This is a genomic window from Bacillus sp. FSL K6-2944 (assembly GCF_038005385.1).
Taxonomy (GTDB): Bacteria; Bacillota; Bacilli; order Bacillales; family Bacillaceae_G; genus Bacillus_A; species Bacillus_A cereus.
In genome coordinates, this window is record NZ_JBBOTE010000001.1 from 1,192,180 (window position 1) to 1,207,264 (window position 15,085).

The following is a 15,085-nucleotide window of genomic DNA, read 5'->3' on the forward strand; positions in this document are numbered from 1 at the left end:
ATTATGAATACATTTGATGTAGCAATTGTTGGCGGTGGGCTTGCTGGATTAACAGCATCTATATATTTAGCGAAAGCTGGAAAGAAAGTGATTGTATTAGAAAAATCCAGTCAATTCGGTGGCCGAGGGATGACTATAAATAAAAATGGAATCTGCATGAATCTTGGTGCACATGCTTTATATAGAGGCGGGGCAGCGTTTATAACTTTTAATGAGCTCGGTTTGAATCTTCCAGGTGGAATACCATCTACAAAAGCACATGGAATATGGAAAGGGGATATATTCACCATCCCAACAGATTTTCGCTCAATTTTATCAACACCACTACTTTCGTGGTCTGCAAAAGTACAATTCTCACGTCTTATGATTCGTTTAGGAAATTTAGATGTAGGAGAAGTTCCGAAAATGAGTCTAACTACATGGGCAGAAAATGAAATAAAAGATCCAATGGTTCGTAATATATTTTATGCGCTATGCTGGACAACAACATATACGTTTGCTCCTACAATACAATTAGCATCATCTGTACTAAAGCAAATACAGCTTTCTATAAAAGAAGGAGTACTTTATGTAGATGGTGGTTGGGAGACGATAATAACAAAATTAAGAGATTTAGCGAATGATGTCGGGGTAAAATTTTTGGCTAAAAAGCATGTTTTGGAAATAGAGCATTATGAAGATAAACAAAGAATACATTGTGTTGATGATGAGGTTTTTGCAGTAGATACAGTCATCGTGACGACTCCGCCAAAAGAGGCTTGTAAAATAATAAAAGGTGCAGAAGGAACAAGTTTGCATAGATGGAATGAACAATCGGTACCGGTTACTGTTGCTGCATTAGATATTGGCTTGAGACAATTACCCAATCCTACACATCAATTTGTATTAGGATTAGATCAACCTATATTTTTCACAAATCAATCGAGAGCAGCTAAATTAAGTGAAGATGGATCAATTGCAGTGAGTCTAATTAAGTACCATAATCCTGTGCTAGAGATGAATCATATTCATGAAGATAAAGAACAGTTGGAAAGTACGATGGAGTTGTTACATCCAAATTGGAAAAGAGAAGTTGTTGCACAGCAATATTTACCGAAAATAACAGTAGTACATGATTTTCCTCATATTGACCGTGTTGAAAAGCCGGGTCCTAATATACCTGAAATGCCAGGTGTTTATGTTGCAGGAGATTGGGCAGGGCATGATGAAATATTAGCTGATGCTGCGGTAGCAAGCGGGAAACGAGCAGCGTTACACATTTTAAAGCAATATGAAAGTGAGGCAGTTCATCATGGAAACGGAGCAGTTATATGAAGCGTATCAACCATTATTATTTTCGTTAGCATACAGAATCCTTGGGAGTGTTATGGATGCTGAGGATATCGTTCAGGATGTATTTATCTCGCTAAATAATATAGAAGATCCTCAATCTATAGAAAATATGAAAGCATATTTATGTAAGATGGCGACAAATCGTTCAATTGATAAATTACGATCGGCAGCGCATAAACGTAACGTGTATGTAGGGATGTGGTTACCAGAGCCACTTGTAGACGAGAGTGATGAGCCATCAAAGTCATTTATAATGAAAGAATCCCTTTCCACCGCATATTTATTACTTTTACAACAACTATCTGAGGTAGAAAGGATTGTTTTCATATTAAGAGAGGTTTTCAGTTATGAATACGAAGAAATAGCTTCAATTGTTGATAAGAGTAGTGTGAACTGCAGGAAGATCTTTCAACGTGCACGAAAAAGCATGTTGGAGAAACCGAAGCAATCAAAATTAAGCACGGAGAAAATGGCTTCTTATGTTGAAAAGTTTGTAGCATCATTACAGTGTGGGGATACGGAAGGTATGTTGGAAGTATTAAAAACAGATGCTATACTCAAAGCTGATGGTGGAGGTAAAGTTACAACTGCGATCAATCCGATTTATTCTGCAGATCGAATTATTCGCTTGTTCTTTGGGATTGCACAACGATTGACAGAAGAGTACACTGTTGATTTTAAAATGGTAAATGGTATACCAGGAGTTATAGTTACAATAAATAATAAAGTAACGTATGTTCTTTCGTTTGCATTTGAGGATGAGAAGATTTCAAATATTTATATGATGGTTAATCCTGAAAAACTTATGCATTTAAATGTAAAAATATAAAAAAGCGCATTTCTTTAGAAATGCGCTTTTTTATTATTTTTCTAACATTTCAAGAGGTACATCTTTTTCGCCAGCTACCTCAAATTTAATTTCCCCGTCTTCTTCATAAATACGTGTAATAATCGGTATAGTAATCATTAATTTTTTATGCTGCTTTCGTTTTCGAGCAGCATCTAAGCTAATCACGTTCATTTGTAAGCATCCTTTCTTCTGGAAATATATAAACAAAGAAAATGCGTCCGAAAAGGGCGCTTAATTGAATTTGAAATACCGATTCATTTAAATGGGGTTTATATAATTTAATAACTGCAATTTTAATATGAAATAATATGAATGGAATAATTGCACGTAGAAATTAACTTTACCAAAAAACGAAACAATATGCTATAAAAAATTATAAATCTTTGTCATATAACGGGAAAAAGGATTTCGTTTCGCATATAATAAAAGTAGACGGGCAGCAAGAGCTTTTTCATCATATTGCTTGGAAAGGCGATGAAAAGAATGGATACGTTAGATTCATTATTACTTCAACTTGAACAATATGGAGAAGAGCATGATCGGAATAAAAAAATACGGGAAGAAAAATTACGGAATATTTCTCGTGAGATGGGGCAATTTTTATCAATTTTAGTAAAAGGGTGTAATGCAGAAAACATTTTAGAAATCGGAACTTCTAATGGTTATTCTACATTGTGGTTAGCTAATGCGGTAGAAGAAACAAATGGAAATGTAACAACTGTAGAGCTTTCTTCAGAACGAGTTGGAGAGGCACTTGTCAATTTTGAAAAGGCAAACCTTTTACAAAGGATTGATGTTCACAATCAAGAAGCAGGGGCATTTTTAGATTCCCAATTAGATCATTCATTTGATTTTATTTTCCTAGATTCAGAGCGCACGCAATACATGTGGTGGTTTGAGCATATAAAACGTATGTTACAGCCAAAAGGTTTTCTTGTTGTTGATAATGCAACTTCTCATGCAAGTGAATTAGATGAGTTTATAAAAATGATTGAAGAAGATGATACGTTTGAAACAGTGTTATTAGCGTTTCAAAAGGGAGCATTTGTAGCTCGCAAAAATAAATAGAAGTGAGTGTAATAGAATTATCACATTGAAAACGGGTGAATGTCAAAAGATTGAGTGTAGCACGATTAAAAGAACGTAAATTATTTAGGAAATATATGAAGAATCCGCCTTCAGCATGTAGTTCTCTAGGTCTTAAGTCTGAGGAAAATTATGTTGATTACAGGTATACTTATAGTAAGAAACAGGGAATGACTGCATAAACAGACATTTCTAAAAAAATCGATTTCAAGCAATCAGAATGTGTATGAAATACGATATAATTGATGAAATATAGTGCATATAAATTCGCACATATAAATAAAGGAGCGATTTTGTTGACTGAACTCGAGAAAAAAGAACCTGTATCCATTGTGAAAGATAATAATGTAGAAGTAGTGGTTGATACAGTTATAAAAGATGAAGAACTTGATGAATTAAATAAAGAAGCCGATCTTTATGTACAAAAGTTAAATAGCGAGCAAAATACAGATTTATCAAAAGTATTGTCGCAGCTAGGAGATTTGGGGGATAAAGAACAACAAGCAGCAGGACAAACGTTATCAGCATTAAAACGTCCTGTCACAGCGATGATGAATGGAAAGAATGAAGAAATTCCAAATACATTGTTAGAATTACGCAAAGTAGTATCAGAGCTTGATCCCAATTCACTTAAAGCAAGTGGTATGAAGAAAATTATGTTTAAAGTATTTAAGAAAAATCCACTTGAAACATACGTGCATAAATATCAATCTATAGATAAGCAAATTGAGGAAATTATTAGATCCCTTCTAATTGGTCGTGATAACTTACAAGAGGATACAGTTGGTCTTGAAATGTTAAAAGAACAATCGCACGATAAAATTCATGCTCTTGATAAACAAGTATACTTAGGGAAAAAGCTTGCTGGCATGCTTGAAGCTGAGAAACAAAACCCAGAGCGTCAAAGGGATATTCCGTTAATTAACGATGCATTAGAAAAGATACTTGTACGTACACGTAATATGCAGCAAGCGAAAAGTGTATTATTACAATCTATAGCTTCTGTAGACATCATTAAGAAAAATAATGAAAAATTAACAGAGGCGATACGTAATGCGATTACGATGACACAAAACGTTGTAACAGTTTCAGCTGCTATTCAGCTTGCATTAACGAATCAACGGAAAACAATTGATGCCGTAAATGCGACGAATGAAGCAATTGAATCGATGGTATTAAGTAATTCTCAAGCGTTAAAACAAAATACAGAAGAAACGACGAAATTGCTTGAAAACCCTGCTATTAGCATGGATAAATTACGTGAATCATTCCAAAATGTGTTCGCTGCAATTGAAGCATCTGAAAAATCGTCAGAACGTATTATTGAGTCAAGCAAGAAGTTCGTTATTGAACTAGACACATTTAATGATGAGATGAAGCAGAAACTCATTCAGCGTCCAAGGAAATAACGGATTATTAGGAGGTGAACAAATGAGTTTCATTCAAACAGTACTATTACTACTCGGTACATTGCTTTTAATAGCATTTACTGTCGTTGTTTTAGTCGTATACTTCGGGCGGAAACTGTATTTTTCATGGACGAAGCCATATAAAAGAGCGCAAGATTCTTTAGATAAGATATCAAACAAATCAATACCGTTTCTACAAGAATTTACACAACATCCACTGTTTTATCGCTGGATTCGCACCGAAGGAAAGAAAGAACAAAATACATTAAATACTCTATTTTGTGCATCAGGTCAACGTACGAGAGAGCAAGTCTTCTCGATGTTACCGAAAGAAAAGCAGAAAAAAGTGCATGTAATGGCAAAAACTACGAAAAAGCTTACAAATGAAGATATTGATGTGGCTGCGATGAAAGTGAAAGATTTCTTAAGACAAGAAGCGCAGCAAACTGTAAAACCGACAGACTTATCATTTTACAAATTGTATTTTTATGACCGTTATCCAGACGCATTAAATACAATTCAAGCGTATAAACGCTCAATAAATCCTTCATTACAAAGAACGGTTGATGATATTACAATTTCAGTATTAAATGCACTTCCGTACTATCAAGAGCAACGCATGTTTGAACAACAACATAAACTTGAAACATTCTTAATGAAAGATTTAACGGCCATGTTATCGTTGGTAGTACAATTACCACCTTCACAAAGACCAGAGAAGGAAGAAGAACTGAAGATCTACTTGGAAAATTTCAAAAAAGAAATGGAAGTAGTAGAGCGAGATATTCGCGACTCGATTGATCACGATTTAAATGTGAAGATGAGGGCAGCGACTGAGAAGTTTAAGAATAAATAGAAGAGATCGCCTAAAAAGTTGAATGTTTCAGCTTTTAGGCGTTTTTTTTTGTAAATTGAGAGAGTGCAATCTTTTGTGAAATTATATATACAAACGTTAATAAATGGTAAAATATAGAGTGTTTTTTTATACTTTGTGTAAACAATTATTATAAAAGGGGTATGATATTGTGCTATTTGAGTTAGTTATACTATTTGTAATTCTATTTATATTTCTTGGCTACCCTATTAGTAAAGCTTGGGATAGTTTCCAATCGAAGGAGGAGAATTCCTCAAGTATACTAAAGTTCGAGCCACAGGAAATATTATCACTGGGTTTGAGTTATTTTATCTTTGGTTTAGGTATTATGTGGAATGCAAATGATGTAAGAGCAGGAATACCATTACATAAATTTGAAAAGAACGGAATGATGTCTGATCAATATGCTTCTTTAGCCCATGACCACATTACGATAGTAGTTCTCTTAGTTATTTTAGGTGGAGTTTCGTATTGGAAATTAACAACAGGCTTAATAAAACTTTCACCAATATTTTATATTTTTTATAGTACTTTAATGATAGTAAACATTGTATATACATTCATCTATATTACCCATACAGGCTTTGCCTTTTATACGGAACTCGGGGGATTGAGATACATTCCAGTCTTTTGTATTCAAGTTGGAATGCTTGCCTTTAGTCTATTATTCTTAGCTAAATTAAGAAATACATTAGATTATTTCATACAATCTCAGAATGAGAAAGATTATACGCAGAGCAACAGAATTATATTATTGCTGTATCGTATTTCTTTTGGATATCAAAAAATGGCTACAGTCTGGATGATAAGTTTATTTCCTGTCTTGTTAATTGTTCAATTTATTTTAATACTGTTTGGCCAAAAACCAGATAGTTTTATAAGAGTGTTTATGGAAACAAGTAGTTTTAATTATTCTAAGATTCCTGCCCCAAGTCCTCAAATTGTCTCCGGGGATGGGCATTATTTATGTACAGTTTCTGTGAAAGGCCATAAAAACATCGTTAAGCCATTACGAGCAGGAATTAGGCATGGGGAAAGAATTACAGTTAATCGACAGTTATTAATTGCGAACGCTTTTGAAAATGTAATTGAGGAGCGGGTACCAAAATGTCATAAAGTGATTCGTAATTTTTATGATAAATACGGTTATCCGATTAGTAAACATATTAATACGAAATGGTCGGCTGATTTTGTTTATATTTTAATGAAGCCACTAGAATGGTTCTTCTTATTTGTACTTTACACAGTAGATAAAAACCCTGAGAATAGAATTCATATTCAATATAGTGAACTACGAAAATAAAAGTAAGAGCCCGCATTCAAAAAAATGGGGGCTCTTACTTTTATTTTGCTTGAATAGTAGATTTACTAGAAGCCACACTTTCATTATGCAATCGATCAACTGCAGTTACGACATAGGTATACGTTTCTCCGGAAATAGCGGTTTTATCTACATAAATTTCTCCAAGTTTTGTTTTTCTTACAGTAGTAAGTAAATTTTTGGGATTTTGTATATCCACTTCATTTTTCCCATTCACGCGGTAAATAGCGTAATAAGCAGAATCATTATCTCTATTGTCAATGATACCGATTGCAATACCTTCATCTCTTGGAATGGCGCCTTTTAAAGTCGGTTGTTTTGGTGGATCATGATCAAGCCAAGGCATAGGCGGGATTAATGCAGGATGTTTATATATGTTTTTTGAAAGGCTATCTTTAACTCCGAGTGGATTGTTATTAATATCTTTTAAGCTAAAATGCATACTACCTTTTATATCAGGATATAGCCGGTTTAATGCAATTTGTTTTGGATATTCTTCTGGATCAGACCAAGCAGGGACGGAGTTATTATTAATTTTATAGGCCGCTTGACCGATGTATAGGTGAAGCGGTTTGTTATTTGTTTCTTTAACCCACCAATCTACTAATATGTCATATGCAGCTGGGGTGAAACCTATATTCCAATATATTTGCGGTGTAATGTAGTCAATATATCCTTTTTGTATCCACTCACGTGTGTCAGCATAAAGGTCATCATAGTTTCTTTGGCCTGCGGTTGTGTTAGAGCCAGTGGGATCGTCAGCTATATTTCGCCATACGCCGAACGGACTAATGCCAAACTTTACATATGATTTTTCTTGTTTTATAGCAGTATTTAAATCTTTTACAAGTTCATTTACATTATTACGTCGCCAATCTTCTATATTTGTAAATCTACCATTATTATATGTTTCGTATGTTTTCTGATCTGGAAATTCTTCACCGGCTACTTTATATGGGTAAAAATAATCATCCATATGCAGCGCATCAATATCGTAATTTTGTACGATTTCTAAAGCACCTTCTGTTATAAATTTTTTCACTTCCGGAATACCGGGATTGTAATATAACTTTCCGCCATAAGGGACAACCCAATCGGGATGTTGCCTTGCAGGGTGATTATTTGATAATCGATTTATATCGGTGTGATTCATCGTTATTCGGTATGGGTTAATCCAAGCGTGGAATTCTATATTTCTTTTATGAGTTTCTTCAATCATAAATGCGAGCGGGTCATAACCAGGATCTTTTCCTTGTGTTCCTGTAATGTATTCAGACCAAGGACCGTAATTTGAAGGATAGAAAGCATCAGCGGTTGGTTTAATTTGTACAACAACTGCATTCATACCAGTGCTTTTTACATCGTCTAATAATCTTATAAATTCTTGCTTCTGTTTTTCAATAGGTAAGCCAGTTTTTGAGGGCCAATCAATATTCAGAACTGATGCGATCCATGCAGCACGTAATTCATGTTTTTTGTACGTAGTATTTACTTCAGCATAAGTAGAGTGAGGGGGAATGAAAGAGAAAGGGATGAACAAGATAACGATACAACATATCATTAATAAACGTTTAACGATCATTTATACGCCTCCCTATCATATGATTATTTAAAATAATATCTGAGGCGAGGTTGACCTTGCAATAGAGAAAATTGCATATTGAAACATTAATTTAATAAGAAAAATATTTTTAATGAAATTTACTTTCATTATAACTAAATTCATTTACTACTTCATATGCTTGTTAGTAAAGTGAAACTTCCTTTCATTTGAAGGGTAATAAATTATAAGTATAGGAGGATTAATAAATGAAAGTTTTGTTCGTCTGTTCTGGAGGAATGTCCAGTGCAATTGTTGTAAACGCTTTAAAAAAAGAAGCGGAGAAAAATGGTGTGAACATGGAAGTGCATGCAATTGGAACGAATGAGGTAGAGGAAGAAGTAAAGAATGGCTGGGATGTCGTAATGGTGGCACCTCAAATAAGACACCGATTTGACTCTGTAAAAAAATTTGCAGAGGAGGAATCTATTCCGTGTGGCATCATACCGCCGCAAGCATACACACCGCTTGGCGGCCCGACTTTATTAAAAACTGTAAATGAATTAATCAGTTAGGGGGAAACGTTATGAATAAGTTTGTCACGTTTCTTGATAAAAACTTATCTGGACCGATGGCAAGGCTTTCTGAGCAGAGACATTTACAAGCAATCCGTGATGGAGTTATTTCGGCGTTACCATTTATTATAGTAGGAAGCTTCTTTTTAATAGTAGCATTTCCACCACTGCCGAAAGATAGTTTCATATCAGTTTGGGCATTAAAGAATCAAACAAGTATATTGATACCATATCGTTTAACCATGTTTATTATGTCTTTATATATCGCATTTGGAATAGGATATAATTTAGCGAAAAGTTATAAATTAGATGCTTTATCAGGAGCACAGTTCGCGGTATGTTCACTACTTTTAACATTAACGCCTGAGTTAATTGATAAAAAAGGATTCATGCTTCCGATGACAAATCTCGGAGGTCATGGATTATTTGTGACGATGATTGTTTCTATTTTATCCGTAGAGATTTTAAGATTTTGTAAGAAGAAAAATGTAATGATTAAAATGCCAGAACAAGTACCGCCATCTGTATCGCGTTCATTTGAAGCACTTATACCTGCAGCATTCGTTATTATTATAATGAGTCTAGTAACTGTCGTTTTTAGCATTGATTTACACCATGTTGTTGATAAATTAGCAGCACCATTAGTAAAAGCTGGGGATAGTTACTTCGGTGTAATGATTCCAGTGTTTTTAATTACGTTTTTTTGGTCATTCGGAATCCATGGTGTGTCGGTTGTTGGAACTGTTGCTCGGCCATTATGGGAAGTATACCTAGGGAAAAATGGTGAAGCAGTTGCTAGTGGAGCAGATCAGTTGCCATTTATTTCACCAGAGCCGTTATATCAATGGTTTATATGGATTGGCGGTTCTGGTGCGACGTTAGGGCTTGTATTAGCTATGATTGTATTTGGTCGATCGAAATATTCGAAAGCATTATCAAGAACTTGTATTGTTCCGGGTATTTTTAATATTAATGAACCAGTCATATTCGGATTACCGATTGTACTAAATCCAATTTTAATTATCCCATTTATCATTACACCACTTGTAACAGCAACTGTTGCATATTCAGCAACTGCGATGGGATTTGTAACACCAACGCATATTATGCCGCCATGGACACTACCTGCTCCAATTGGTGCATATTTAGCAACAGGTGGAGATTGGCGTGCGATTGTATTAGTTTTTATAAATATAGCAATATCGTTCCTTATTTATTTACCATTCTTTAAAATGTACGACAAAAATATGCTTGAAATTGAAAAAAATGGTGACGGGGAATCTGTTAATCCTTAATCTGCACGCTGTTATTTTGAGTGATAGACTTTTTGTCTATCACTTCTTTCACATTAAAACTAGAAAGGGGGAAATAGAATGAATATAAAATTTAGTTATAAAGGCGTATTTTTATTATTATTTGGAGTGATTTGTGCAAATTTACTTTTTGTCCCTTTATTAGGCATGCTAAATCTATCACAAATGCATAGTATCTGGCTTGTTACAAGTATTGCGGCAAGCGTTTTGCTTACGGTAGTTGTTTCTTTCATTGATGGATCGTTTGCATCGAAAGCTCAGTTGTTTTTTAGATTTATATTGTTTTCGATTGGTTGTACGTTCGTTACTTACATGATTGTTTTTTAGTAAATAGGAGGTCATGCACGTTATGTATATTGCAGGGGTAATGTCTGGTACTTCATTAGATGGAATAGATGTAGCGCTCGTTCATATAGAAGGAAGTGGTGTAGATTCTAAAATCCAACTCATCCATTTTACTACTGTTCCATTTTGTAATGATATGAAAAATGAGATCCAACAAGCGTTATCAATTGAAACTTCGAATGTCCAACTTATATGTAGTTTAAATTTTAAACTTGGTTTATGCTTCGCCAATGCTGTAAAGGAAGTTTGTAAAGAGGCCAATTTTCCTTTGAGACAATTAGATTTAATAGGCTCTCACGGACAAACGATTTATCATCAGCCAAAGCAAGAAGGGAATATTATTTCTTCAACATTGCAAATTGGGGAACCAGCAGTAATAGCATATGAAACGAACACGACGGTTATCTCGAATTTCCGAACGATGGACATGGCGGCAGGGGGACAAGGTGCACCACTTGTACCATATTCAGAGATTATTTTATATCGGCATCAAACTAAAAATAGACTACTACAAAATATTGGTGGGATTGGTAATGTTACAGTGGTTCCAAGTAAACGAAGTAAAGAGAGTGTTATTGCTTTCGATACTGGACCAGGCAACATGGTAATCGATGAAGTATGTCAAAGATTATTTCATGTACCATATGATCAAAATGGTTGGATTGCAAAGCAGGGGGGAGTTGTAGATGAAATTTTAACATACTGTATGAACCATCCATTTTTGAACATGAAACCACCAAAAACAACAGGTAGAGAACAGTTTGGAGAAGCGTTTGTGACTGAATTATTGAATCGATTTAAAAAGCATAGTAAAGAAAATATATTGGCAACTGTCACGATGTTTACAGCATGTTCAATTGTTCATCATTATAAGGCGTTTATTTTGCCGTATTATGAAATTGATGAGGTGATTTTAGGTGGTGGTGGAAGTTATAATAATACACTTGTTGAAATGTTACGGAATGGATTAAGAGAAGAGAAATGTAGCATATGTATACAAGAAGATATTGGTCATTCTTCAGCAGCGAAAGAAGCAATTGCATTTGCTATTTTAGCAAACGAAACGTATCATCGTAATCCGAGTAATGTGCCGAGCGCAACAGGTGCTAAGAATTCCGTAATTTTAGGGAATATAACATTCCCTCCATACGCAGATGAAAATGAGGCGAACATATGAAGTATATGATTGGAGTAGATGGCGGGGGAACGAAGACCGAGGCAATTGCATTTGATAAAGACGGAAATGAACTTGTAAGAGCTACCAGTGGTTTTGGAAACATATTAATAGATTTTGAAGAAGCTCTTGTGCATATTATGGAAGCAATTAATCAATGCCAGAAGAGTTTAATAAATGGGCATTGTGTTTGTGTTTGTTTAGGATTAGCTGGTATAAGCGGAGCGAATACAAATGAATTAACATTACGTTTAAAAAAGAAATACGGAACAAAAATTGAAATTTTTAATGATGCAATGATCGCACATGCAGCTGCTTTAAAAGGTAAGGATGGAATATTAACTATAGGTGGTACAGGTGCAATTTGTATAGGAAAAAAAGGAGAAGTATATCAGTATAGCGGTGGATGGGGACATATTTTAGGAGATGAGGGGAGCGGATATTGGATTGCATTACAAGCTTTAAAGAAAATGGCAATTCAGTTCGATCAAGGAATCAGTCTTTGTCCATTGAGTTTGAATATTCAAAGGCAGTTTCAACTTTTGACACCGTCTCATATAAAAAGCTTAGTATATACTTCTTCTAAAGATAAAATTGCAGCAATCGCCCCATTAGTTATTCAGGAAGCGAGAGATGGCAATGATGATGCGCATGAAATTATGATGCAAGCTGGAAAGGAATTAGCAAGGATTACAGTAAATGTTTATAACAAGTTGAACTTTAAGCACTCAACGCCAATTGCAGTAAGTGGCAGTATATTGCGTTTAGTTCCTGAAATATTTGCTGTATTTAAGAAATGGTGTGAAGAAAGTATGAAAGAAATTACACTCGTATCACAAGCAGAAATGGCAGTGAAAGGAACATATTATTTAATGAGGGATATATATTTTTAAAAATAGGTATGAGAATTTTTGTATGATTTGTAAAAATATGATGTTAAAATGTATAAAGGGATGTATGTTAAAAACGTACAATATACGTAGTAATTGAATATTGTATATGTATTCCCATGTAGAAAGTGAATGATTACATGATTAATAGTATGCAGTTTTTATATTTGGTGGCTTCTTATTTAATTGGAAACATATTGACCGCTTATATAGTAACAAAATTGAGACATAACGTTGATATTAGGGATGAAGGAAGCGGAAATCCTGGCGCAAGAAATATGGGGCGCGTATATGGAAAAGGGTATTTCATTGCTACATTTTTAGGTGATGCAATTAAAGGGGCAATCGTTGTTGCTGTAGCAAAATACCTTTTTGAAGATCCTACATTCGTAATGTTAACATTATTGGCCGTTATTATTGGACATATTTATCCAGTTTTATTTAAAGGCAAGGGCGGTAAAGGTATTTCAACATTTATAGGAGGACTAATCGCATTTGATTATTTGATAGCGCTTACCCTCTTAGGCATTTTTATTGTATTTTATTTAATATTTAAAGGGTTTACGAAGCCAGGACTAATTACGATTGCTTGTTTACCAATTTGTATGATTCTTTATTCTTATTCTATTGTTACCACTATATTAAGTGGAATAATTATTTTACTCATTCTATATGTAAATCGAGAATAAAATGAATGTTTAATAAGTGGGGATAATCTCCACTTATCATTTTTTATTAAATAGATAAAGGAGATAAGGCATGGGGTTAATTTATAAAGTTGCTGATCAAGATTGGGAATTTGAAAGTATACATAAATTGAATTATAAAACTTTTGTAGAAGAGATACCACAACATGAAGAAACGAAAGAACGGTTTCGTATAGATCGGTTTCATATAGAAAATACATATTTAATTTGTTTAGATGAGGATAGATTAATAGGTATGGTCGCAGTGCGGGGAAAACGACCATTCTCGTTAGATTATAAAATTTCAAATTTAGATATTTATTTGCAAGAGCATGGAGAAAAAGTGTATGAAATTCGTTTACTTTCAGTAGAACGTGAATATAGAAATGGAAGAGCGTTGTTAGGATTAATTCGTTTTCTACATCGTTATTTGCTTCTAAATGGATATGAATTAGCACTCATTTCTGCAACAACACGTGAACTAGCTTTATATGAGCAAATGGGATTCAAATCTTTCCATACGTTAGTTGGTACAGAAGAAGCAGCCTTCCAGCCAATGTATGTTACCCCTGCTATGTTTGAAGAGTCGAGTGTTGGGGGGATTATGACGAAAGAATATACGTTTTTACCTGGTCCAGTAGATATTGAAGAGAACGTTCGAAAGGCATTTTCTACGCGACCTATTTCCCATCGCTCTAAGTCATTTCAAGTGACGATGGACAATGTGAAAAAACGGTTACTTCACATGACAAAAGCAAAACATGTACAGCTTATGTTAGGAACAGGGACGTTAGCAAATGATGCGATTGCTTTACAGTTACGTTCTTTAAAAGGGAAAGGACTAGTATTAACAAATGGGGAATTTGGTAATAGATTAGTTGGACATGCAAAACGAGCACGGTTACATTTTGATACGTATAAAAAGGAAATGGGAGATCCATTTATTTATACCGAATTAGAAGAAATTATGACAACTGGAAATTATGAATGGATTTGGTTTGTTCATCATGAAACATCTACTGGAATGTTAAACGATTTAAACGAGCTAAATACTCTTTGTAACGAGAATCAAATGAAACTGTGTGTAGATTGCATAAGCTCAATTGGAGCAATACCATTAGACTTGAAGGATGTGTATTTTGCAAGTGGTGTTAGCGGTAAAGCGATTAAATCATATACAGGAATTTCTTTCGTTTTTCATAACCACATTGTAAAAATAAACGAGGCTGTGCCGGCCTATATGGACATTGGCATGTATGAAGAAAATGAAAGTATTCCATACTCACAATCATGGAATTTAATTTATGCATTGCAAGAAGCGTTGAAGAGATTTGAAGATGAAAAGGCATTTGTAAAAATTAAAGAGACATATGATTATGTTGAAGAAGTTATTACTGATATGGGTTTAAAGCTTGTTTCACCTAAAGAACATGCCGCGCCAATTATACTTACTATTGTATTGAGCGAAGATTATTCTTCTAAAGTAGTAGGCGATACATTAGCATTACAAGGATACATCGTTCATTATGAGTCATCTTATTTACAAAAGAATAATTGGATCCAAATTGCATGTTTAAATCATTATAAAGAACGCGATATGAAGAGGATGTTAAATTGTTTGCAAATGTGTTTATTTCAGAGTGGGGTACATATATAAAGACTTTTTCTTTTCGTATAAAGGAGCTACGAC

General features: G+C 34.3%; 15 protein-coding genes. 13 read left to right on the forward strand and 2 right to left on the reverse strand.

Features of this window, described 5'->3' with window-relative positions; translation table 11 throughout:
- Positions 1 to 3 precede the first annotated feature (3 nt).
- The gene (locus MHH55_RS06190) at positions 4 to 1,314 is read left to right on the forward strand and encodes a phytoene desaturase family protein (protein WP_078187124.1); all 1,311 of its coding nucleotides are present in this window, start codon (positions 4 to 6) and stop codon (positions 1,312 to 1,314) included.
- Positions 1,292 to 2,161, forward strand: coding sequence for a sigma-70 family RNA polymerase sigma factor (locus tag MHH55_RS06195; protein ID WP_000447148.1), 870 nt, complete (start codon positions 1,292 to 1,294; stop codon positions 2,159 to 2,161). Before MHH55_RS06190 ends, MHH55_RS06195 begins: the two co-directional genes overlap by 23 nt.
- Positions 2,162 to 2,194: 33 nt before the next feature.
- On the opposite strand, the gene MHH55_RS06200 is transcribed toward MHH55_RS06195, so the two are convergent.
- Positions 2,195 to 2,353 (reverse strand): hypothetical protein, encoded by a 159-nt coding sequence (locus MHH55_RS06200; RefSeq protein WP_001100984.1) that lies wholly within the window; start codon positions 2,351 to 2,353, stop codon positions 2,195 to 2,197.
- Positions 2,354 to 2,656: 303 nt separating this feature from the next.
- On the opposite strand from MHH55_RS06200, the gene MHH55_RS06205 reads away from it, so the two are divergent.
- The 4 genes from MHH55_RS06205 (at position 2,657) to MHH55_RS06220 (ending at position 6,854) form a co-directional block, all read left to right on the forward strand.
- Positions 2,657 to 3,250 carry an O-methyltransferase gene (locus MHH55_RS06205; protein ID WP_074554437.1) on the forward strand — a complete coding sequence of 198 codons (594 nt, stop codon included), beginning with the start codon at positions 2,657 to 2,659 and terminating at the stop codon, positions 3,248 to 3,250.
- Between the two features lie 314 nt (positions 3,251 to 3,564).
- Entirely contained in the window at positions 3,565 to 4,677 is a 1,113-nt protein-coding gene (locus tag MHH55_RS06210; RefSeq protein ID WP_000137402.1) for a toxic anion resistance protein, read from the forward strand.
- 22 nt (positions 4,678 to 4,699) lie between these two features.
- A complete protein-coding gene (locus MHH55_RS06215) occupies positions 4,700 to 5,533 on the forward strand; it encodes a DUF3974 domain-containing protein (RefSeq protein ID WP_000008369.1) in 834 nt (277 codons plus the stop codon).
- Between the two features lie 169 nt (positions 5,534 to 5,702).
- On the forward strand, positions 5,703 to 6,854 hold the full coding sequence (locus MHH55_RS06220; protein ID WP_000895912.1) for a DUF6688 domain-containing protein: 1,152 nt from the start codon (positions 5,703 to 5,705) through the stop codon (positions 6,852 to 6,854).
- A gap of 40 nt (positions 6,855 to 6,894) precedes the next feature.
- On the opposite strand, the gene MHH55_RS06225 is transcribed toward MHH55_RS06220, so the two are convergent.
- Positions 6,895 to 8,454: a glycoside hydrolase family 10 protein gene (locus MHH55_RS06225; RefSeq protein ID WP_078187125.1), complete on the reverse strand. Its 1,560-nt coding sequence runs from the start codon at positions 8,452 to 8,454 to the stop codon at positions 6,895 to 6,897.
- Positions 8,455 to 8,681: 227 nt separating this feature from the next.
- Between MHH55_RS06225 and MHH55_RS06230 the strand changes: the two genes are divergently transcribed.
- The 7 genes from MHH55_RS06230 to MHH55_RS06260 all read left to right on the forward strand — a co-directional run bounded on the left by MHH55_RS06230 (position 8,682) and on the right by MHH55_RS06260 (position 15,052).
- Complete coding sequence (locus MHH55_RS06230; protein ID WP_000865907.1) at positions 8,682 to 8,987, forward strand: PTS sugar transporter subunit IIB; 306 nt, start codon at positions 8,682 to 8,684, stop codon at positions 8,985 to 8,987.
- Positions 8,988 to 8,998: 11 nt separating this feature from the next.
- Entirely contained in the window at positions 8,999 to 10,282 is a 1,284-nt protein-coding gene (locus MHH55_RS06235; RefSeq protein WP_074554425.1) for a PTS sugar transporter subunit IIC, read from the forward strand.
- A gap of 78 nt (positions 10,283 to 10,360) precedes the next feature.
- Complete coding sequence (locus MHH55_RS06240) at positions 10,361 to 10,627, forward strand: hypothetical protein (protein ID WP_001021963.1); 267 nt, start codon at positions 10,361 to 10,363, stop codon at positions 10,625 to 10,627.
- A 22-nt stretch (positions 10,628 to 10,649) separates the two neighbouring features.
- Positions 10,650 to 11,822, forward strand: a complete 1,173-nt coding sequence (anmK, locus tag MHH55_RS06245) for an anhydro-N-acetylmuramic acid kinase AnmK (RefSeq protein ID WP_075677017.1) — start codon at positions 10,650 to 10,652, stop codon at positions 11,820 to 11,822.
- The gene (locus MHH55_RS06250; RefSeq protein ID WP_000876589.1) at positions 11,819 to 12,712 is read left to right on the forward strand and encodes a BadF/BadG/BcrA/BcrD ATPase family protein; all 894 of its coding nucleotides are present in this window, start codon (positions 11,819 to 11,821) and stop codon (positions 12,710 to 12,712) included. Before anmK ends, MHH55_RS06250 begins: the two co-directional genes overlap by 4 nt.
- Before the next feature lie 137 nt (positions 12,713 to 12,849).
- Positions 12,850 to 13,398 (forward strand): glycerol-3-phosphate 1-O-acyltransferase PlsY, encoded by a 549-nt coding sequence (plsY, locus tag MHH55_RS06255; RefSeq protein ID WP_000610869.1) that lies wholly within the window; start codon positions 12,850 to 12,852, stop codon positions 13,396 to 13,398.
- Between the two features lie 70 nt (positions 13,399 to 13,468).
- Complete coding sequence (locus tag MHH55_RS06260) at positions 13,469 to 15,052, forward strand: aminotransferase class V-fold PLP-dependent enzyme (protein WP_074554419.1); 1,584 nt, start codon at positions 13,469 to 13,471, stop codon at positions 15,050 to 15,052.
- Positions 15,053 to 15,085: the final 33 nt, after the last annotated feature.

Excerpts from the sequence above, each read along its gene's own strand:
- MHH55_RS06260 (WP_074554419.1), top strand. The coding sequence starts at position 13,469 with ATGGGGTTAATTTATAAAGTTGCTGATCAAGATTGGGAATTTGAAAGT.
- MHH55_RS06215 (WP_000008369.1), top strand. The coding sequence starts at position 4,700 with ATGAGTTTCATTCAAACAGTACTATTACTACTCGGTACATTGCTTTTA.
- MHH55_RS06250 (WP_000876589.1), top strand. The coding sequence starts at position 11,819 with ATGAAGTATATGATTGGAGTAGATGGCGGGGGAACGAAGACCGAGGCA.
- MHH55_RS06240 (WP_001021963.1), top strand. The coding sequence starts at position 10,361 with ATGAATATAAAATTTAGTTATAAAGGCGTATTTTTATTATTATTTGGA.
- MHH55_RS06195 (WP_000447148.1), top strand. The coding sequence starts at position 1,292 with ATGGAAACGGAGCAGTTATATGAAGCGTATCAACCATTATTATTTTCG.
- MHH55_RS06225 (WP_078187125.1), bottom strand. The coding sequence starts at position 8,454 with ATGATCGTTAAACGTTTATTAATGATATGTTGTATCGTTATCTTGTTC.
- anmK (WP_075677017.1), top strand. The coding sequence starts at position 10,650 with ATGTATATTGCAGGGGTAATGTCTGGTACTTCATTAGATGGAATAGAT.
- MHH55_RS06200 (WP_001100984.1), bottom strand. The coding sequence starts at position 2,353 with ATGAACGTGATTAGCTTAGATGCTGCTCGAAAACGAAAGCAGCATAAA.
- MHH55_RS06235 (WP_074554425.1), top strand. The coding sequence starts at position 8,999 with ATGAATAAGTTTGTCACGTTTCTTGATAAAAACTTATCTGGACCGATG.
- MHH55_RS06230 (WP_000865907.1), top strand. The coding sequence starts at position 8,682 with ATGAAAGTTTTGTTCGTCTGTTCTGGAGGAATGTCCAGTGCAATTGTT.
- MHH55_RS06190 (WP_078187124.1), top strand. The coding sequence starts at position 4 with ATGAATACATTTGATGTAGCAATTGTTGGCGGTGGGCTTGCTGGATTA.
- plsY (WP_000610869.1), top strand. The coding sequence starts at position 12,850 with ATGATTAATAGTATGCAGTTTTTATATTTGGTGGCTTCTTATTTAATT.
- MHH55_RS06205 (WP_074554437.1), top strand. The coding sequence starts at position 2,657 with ATGAAAAGAATGGATACGTTAGATTCATTATTACTTCAACTTGAACAA.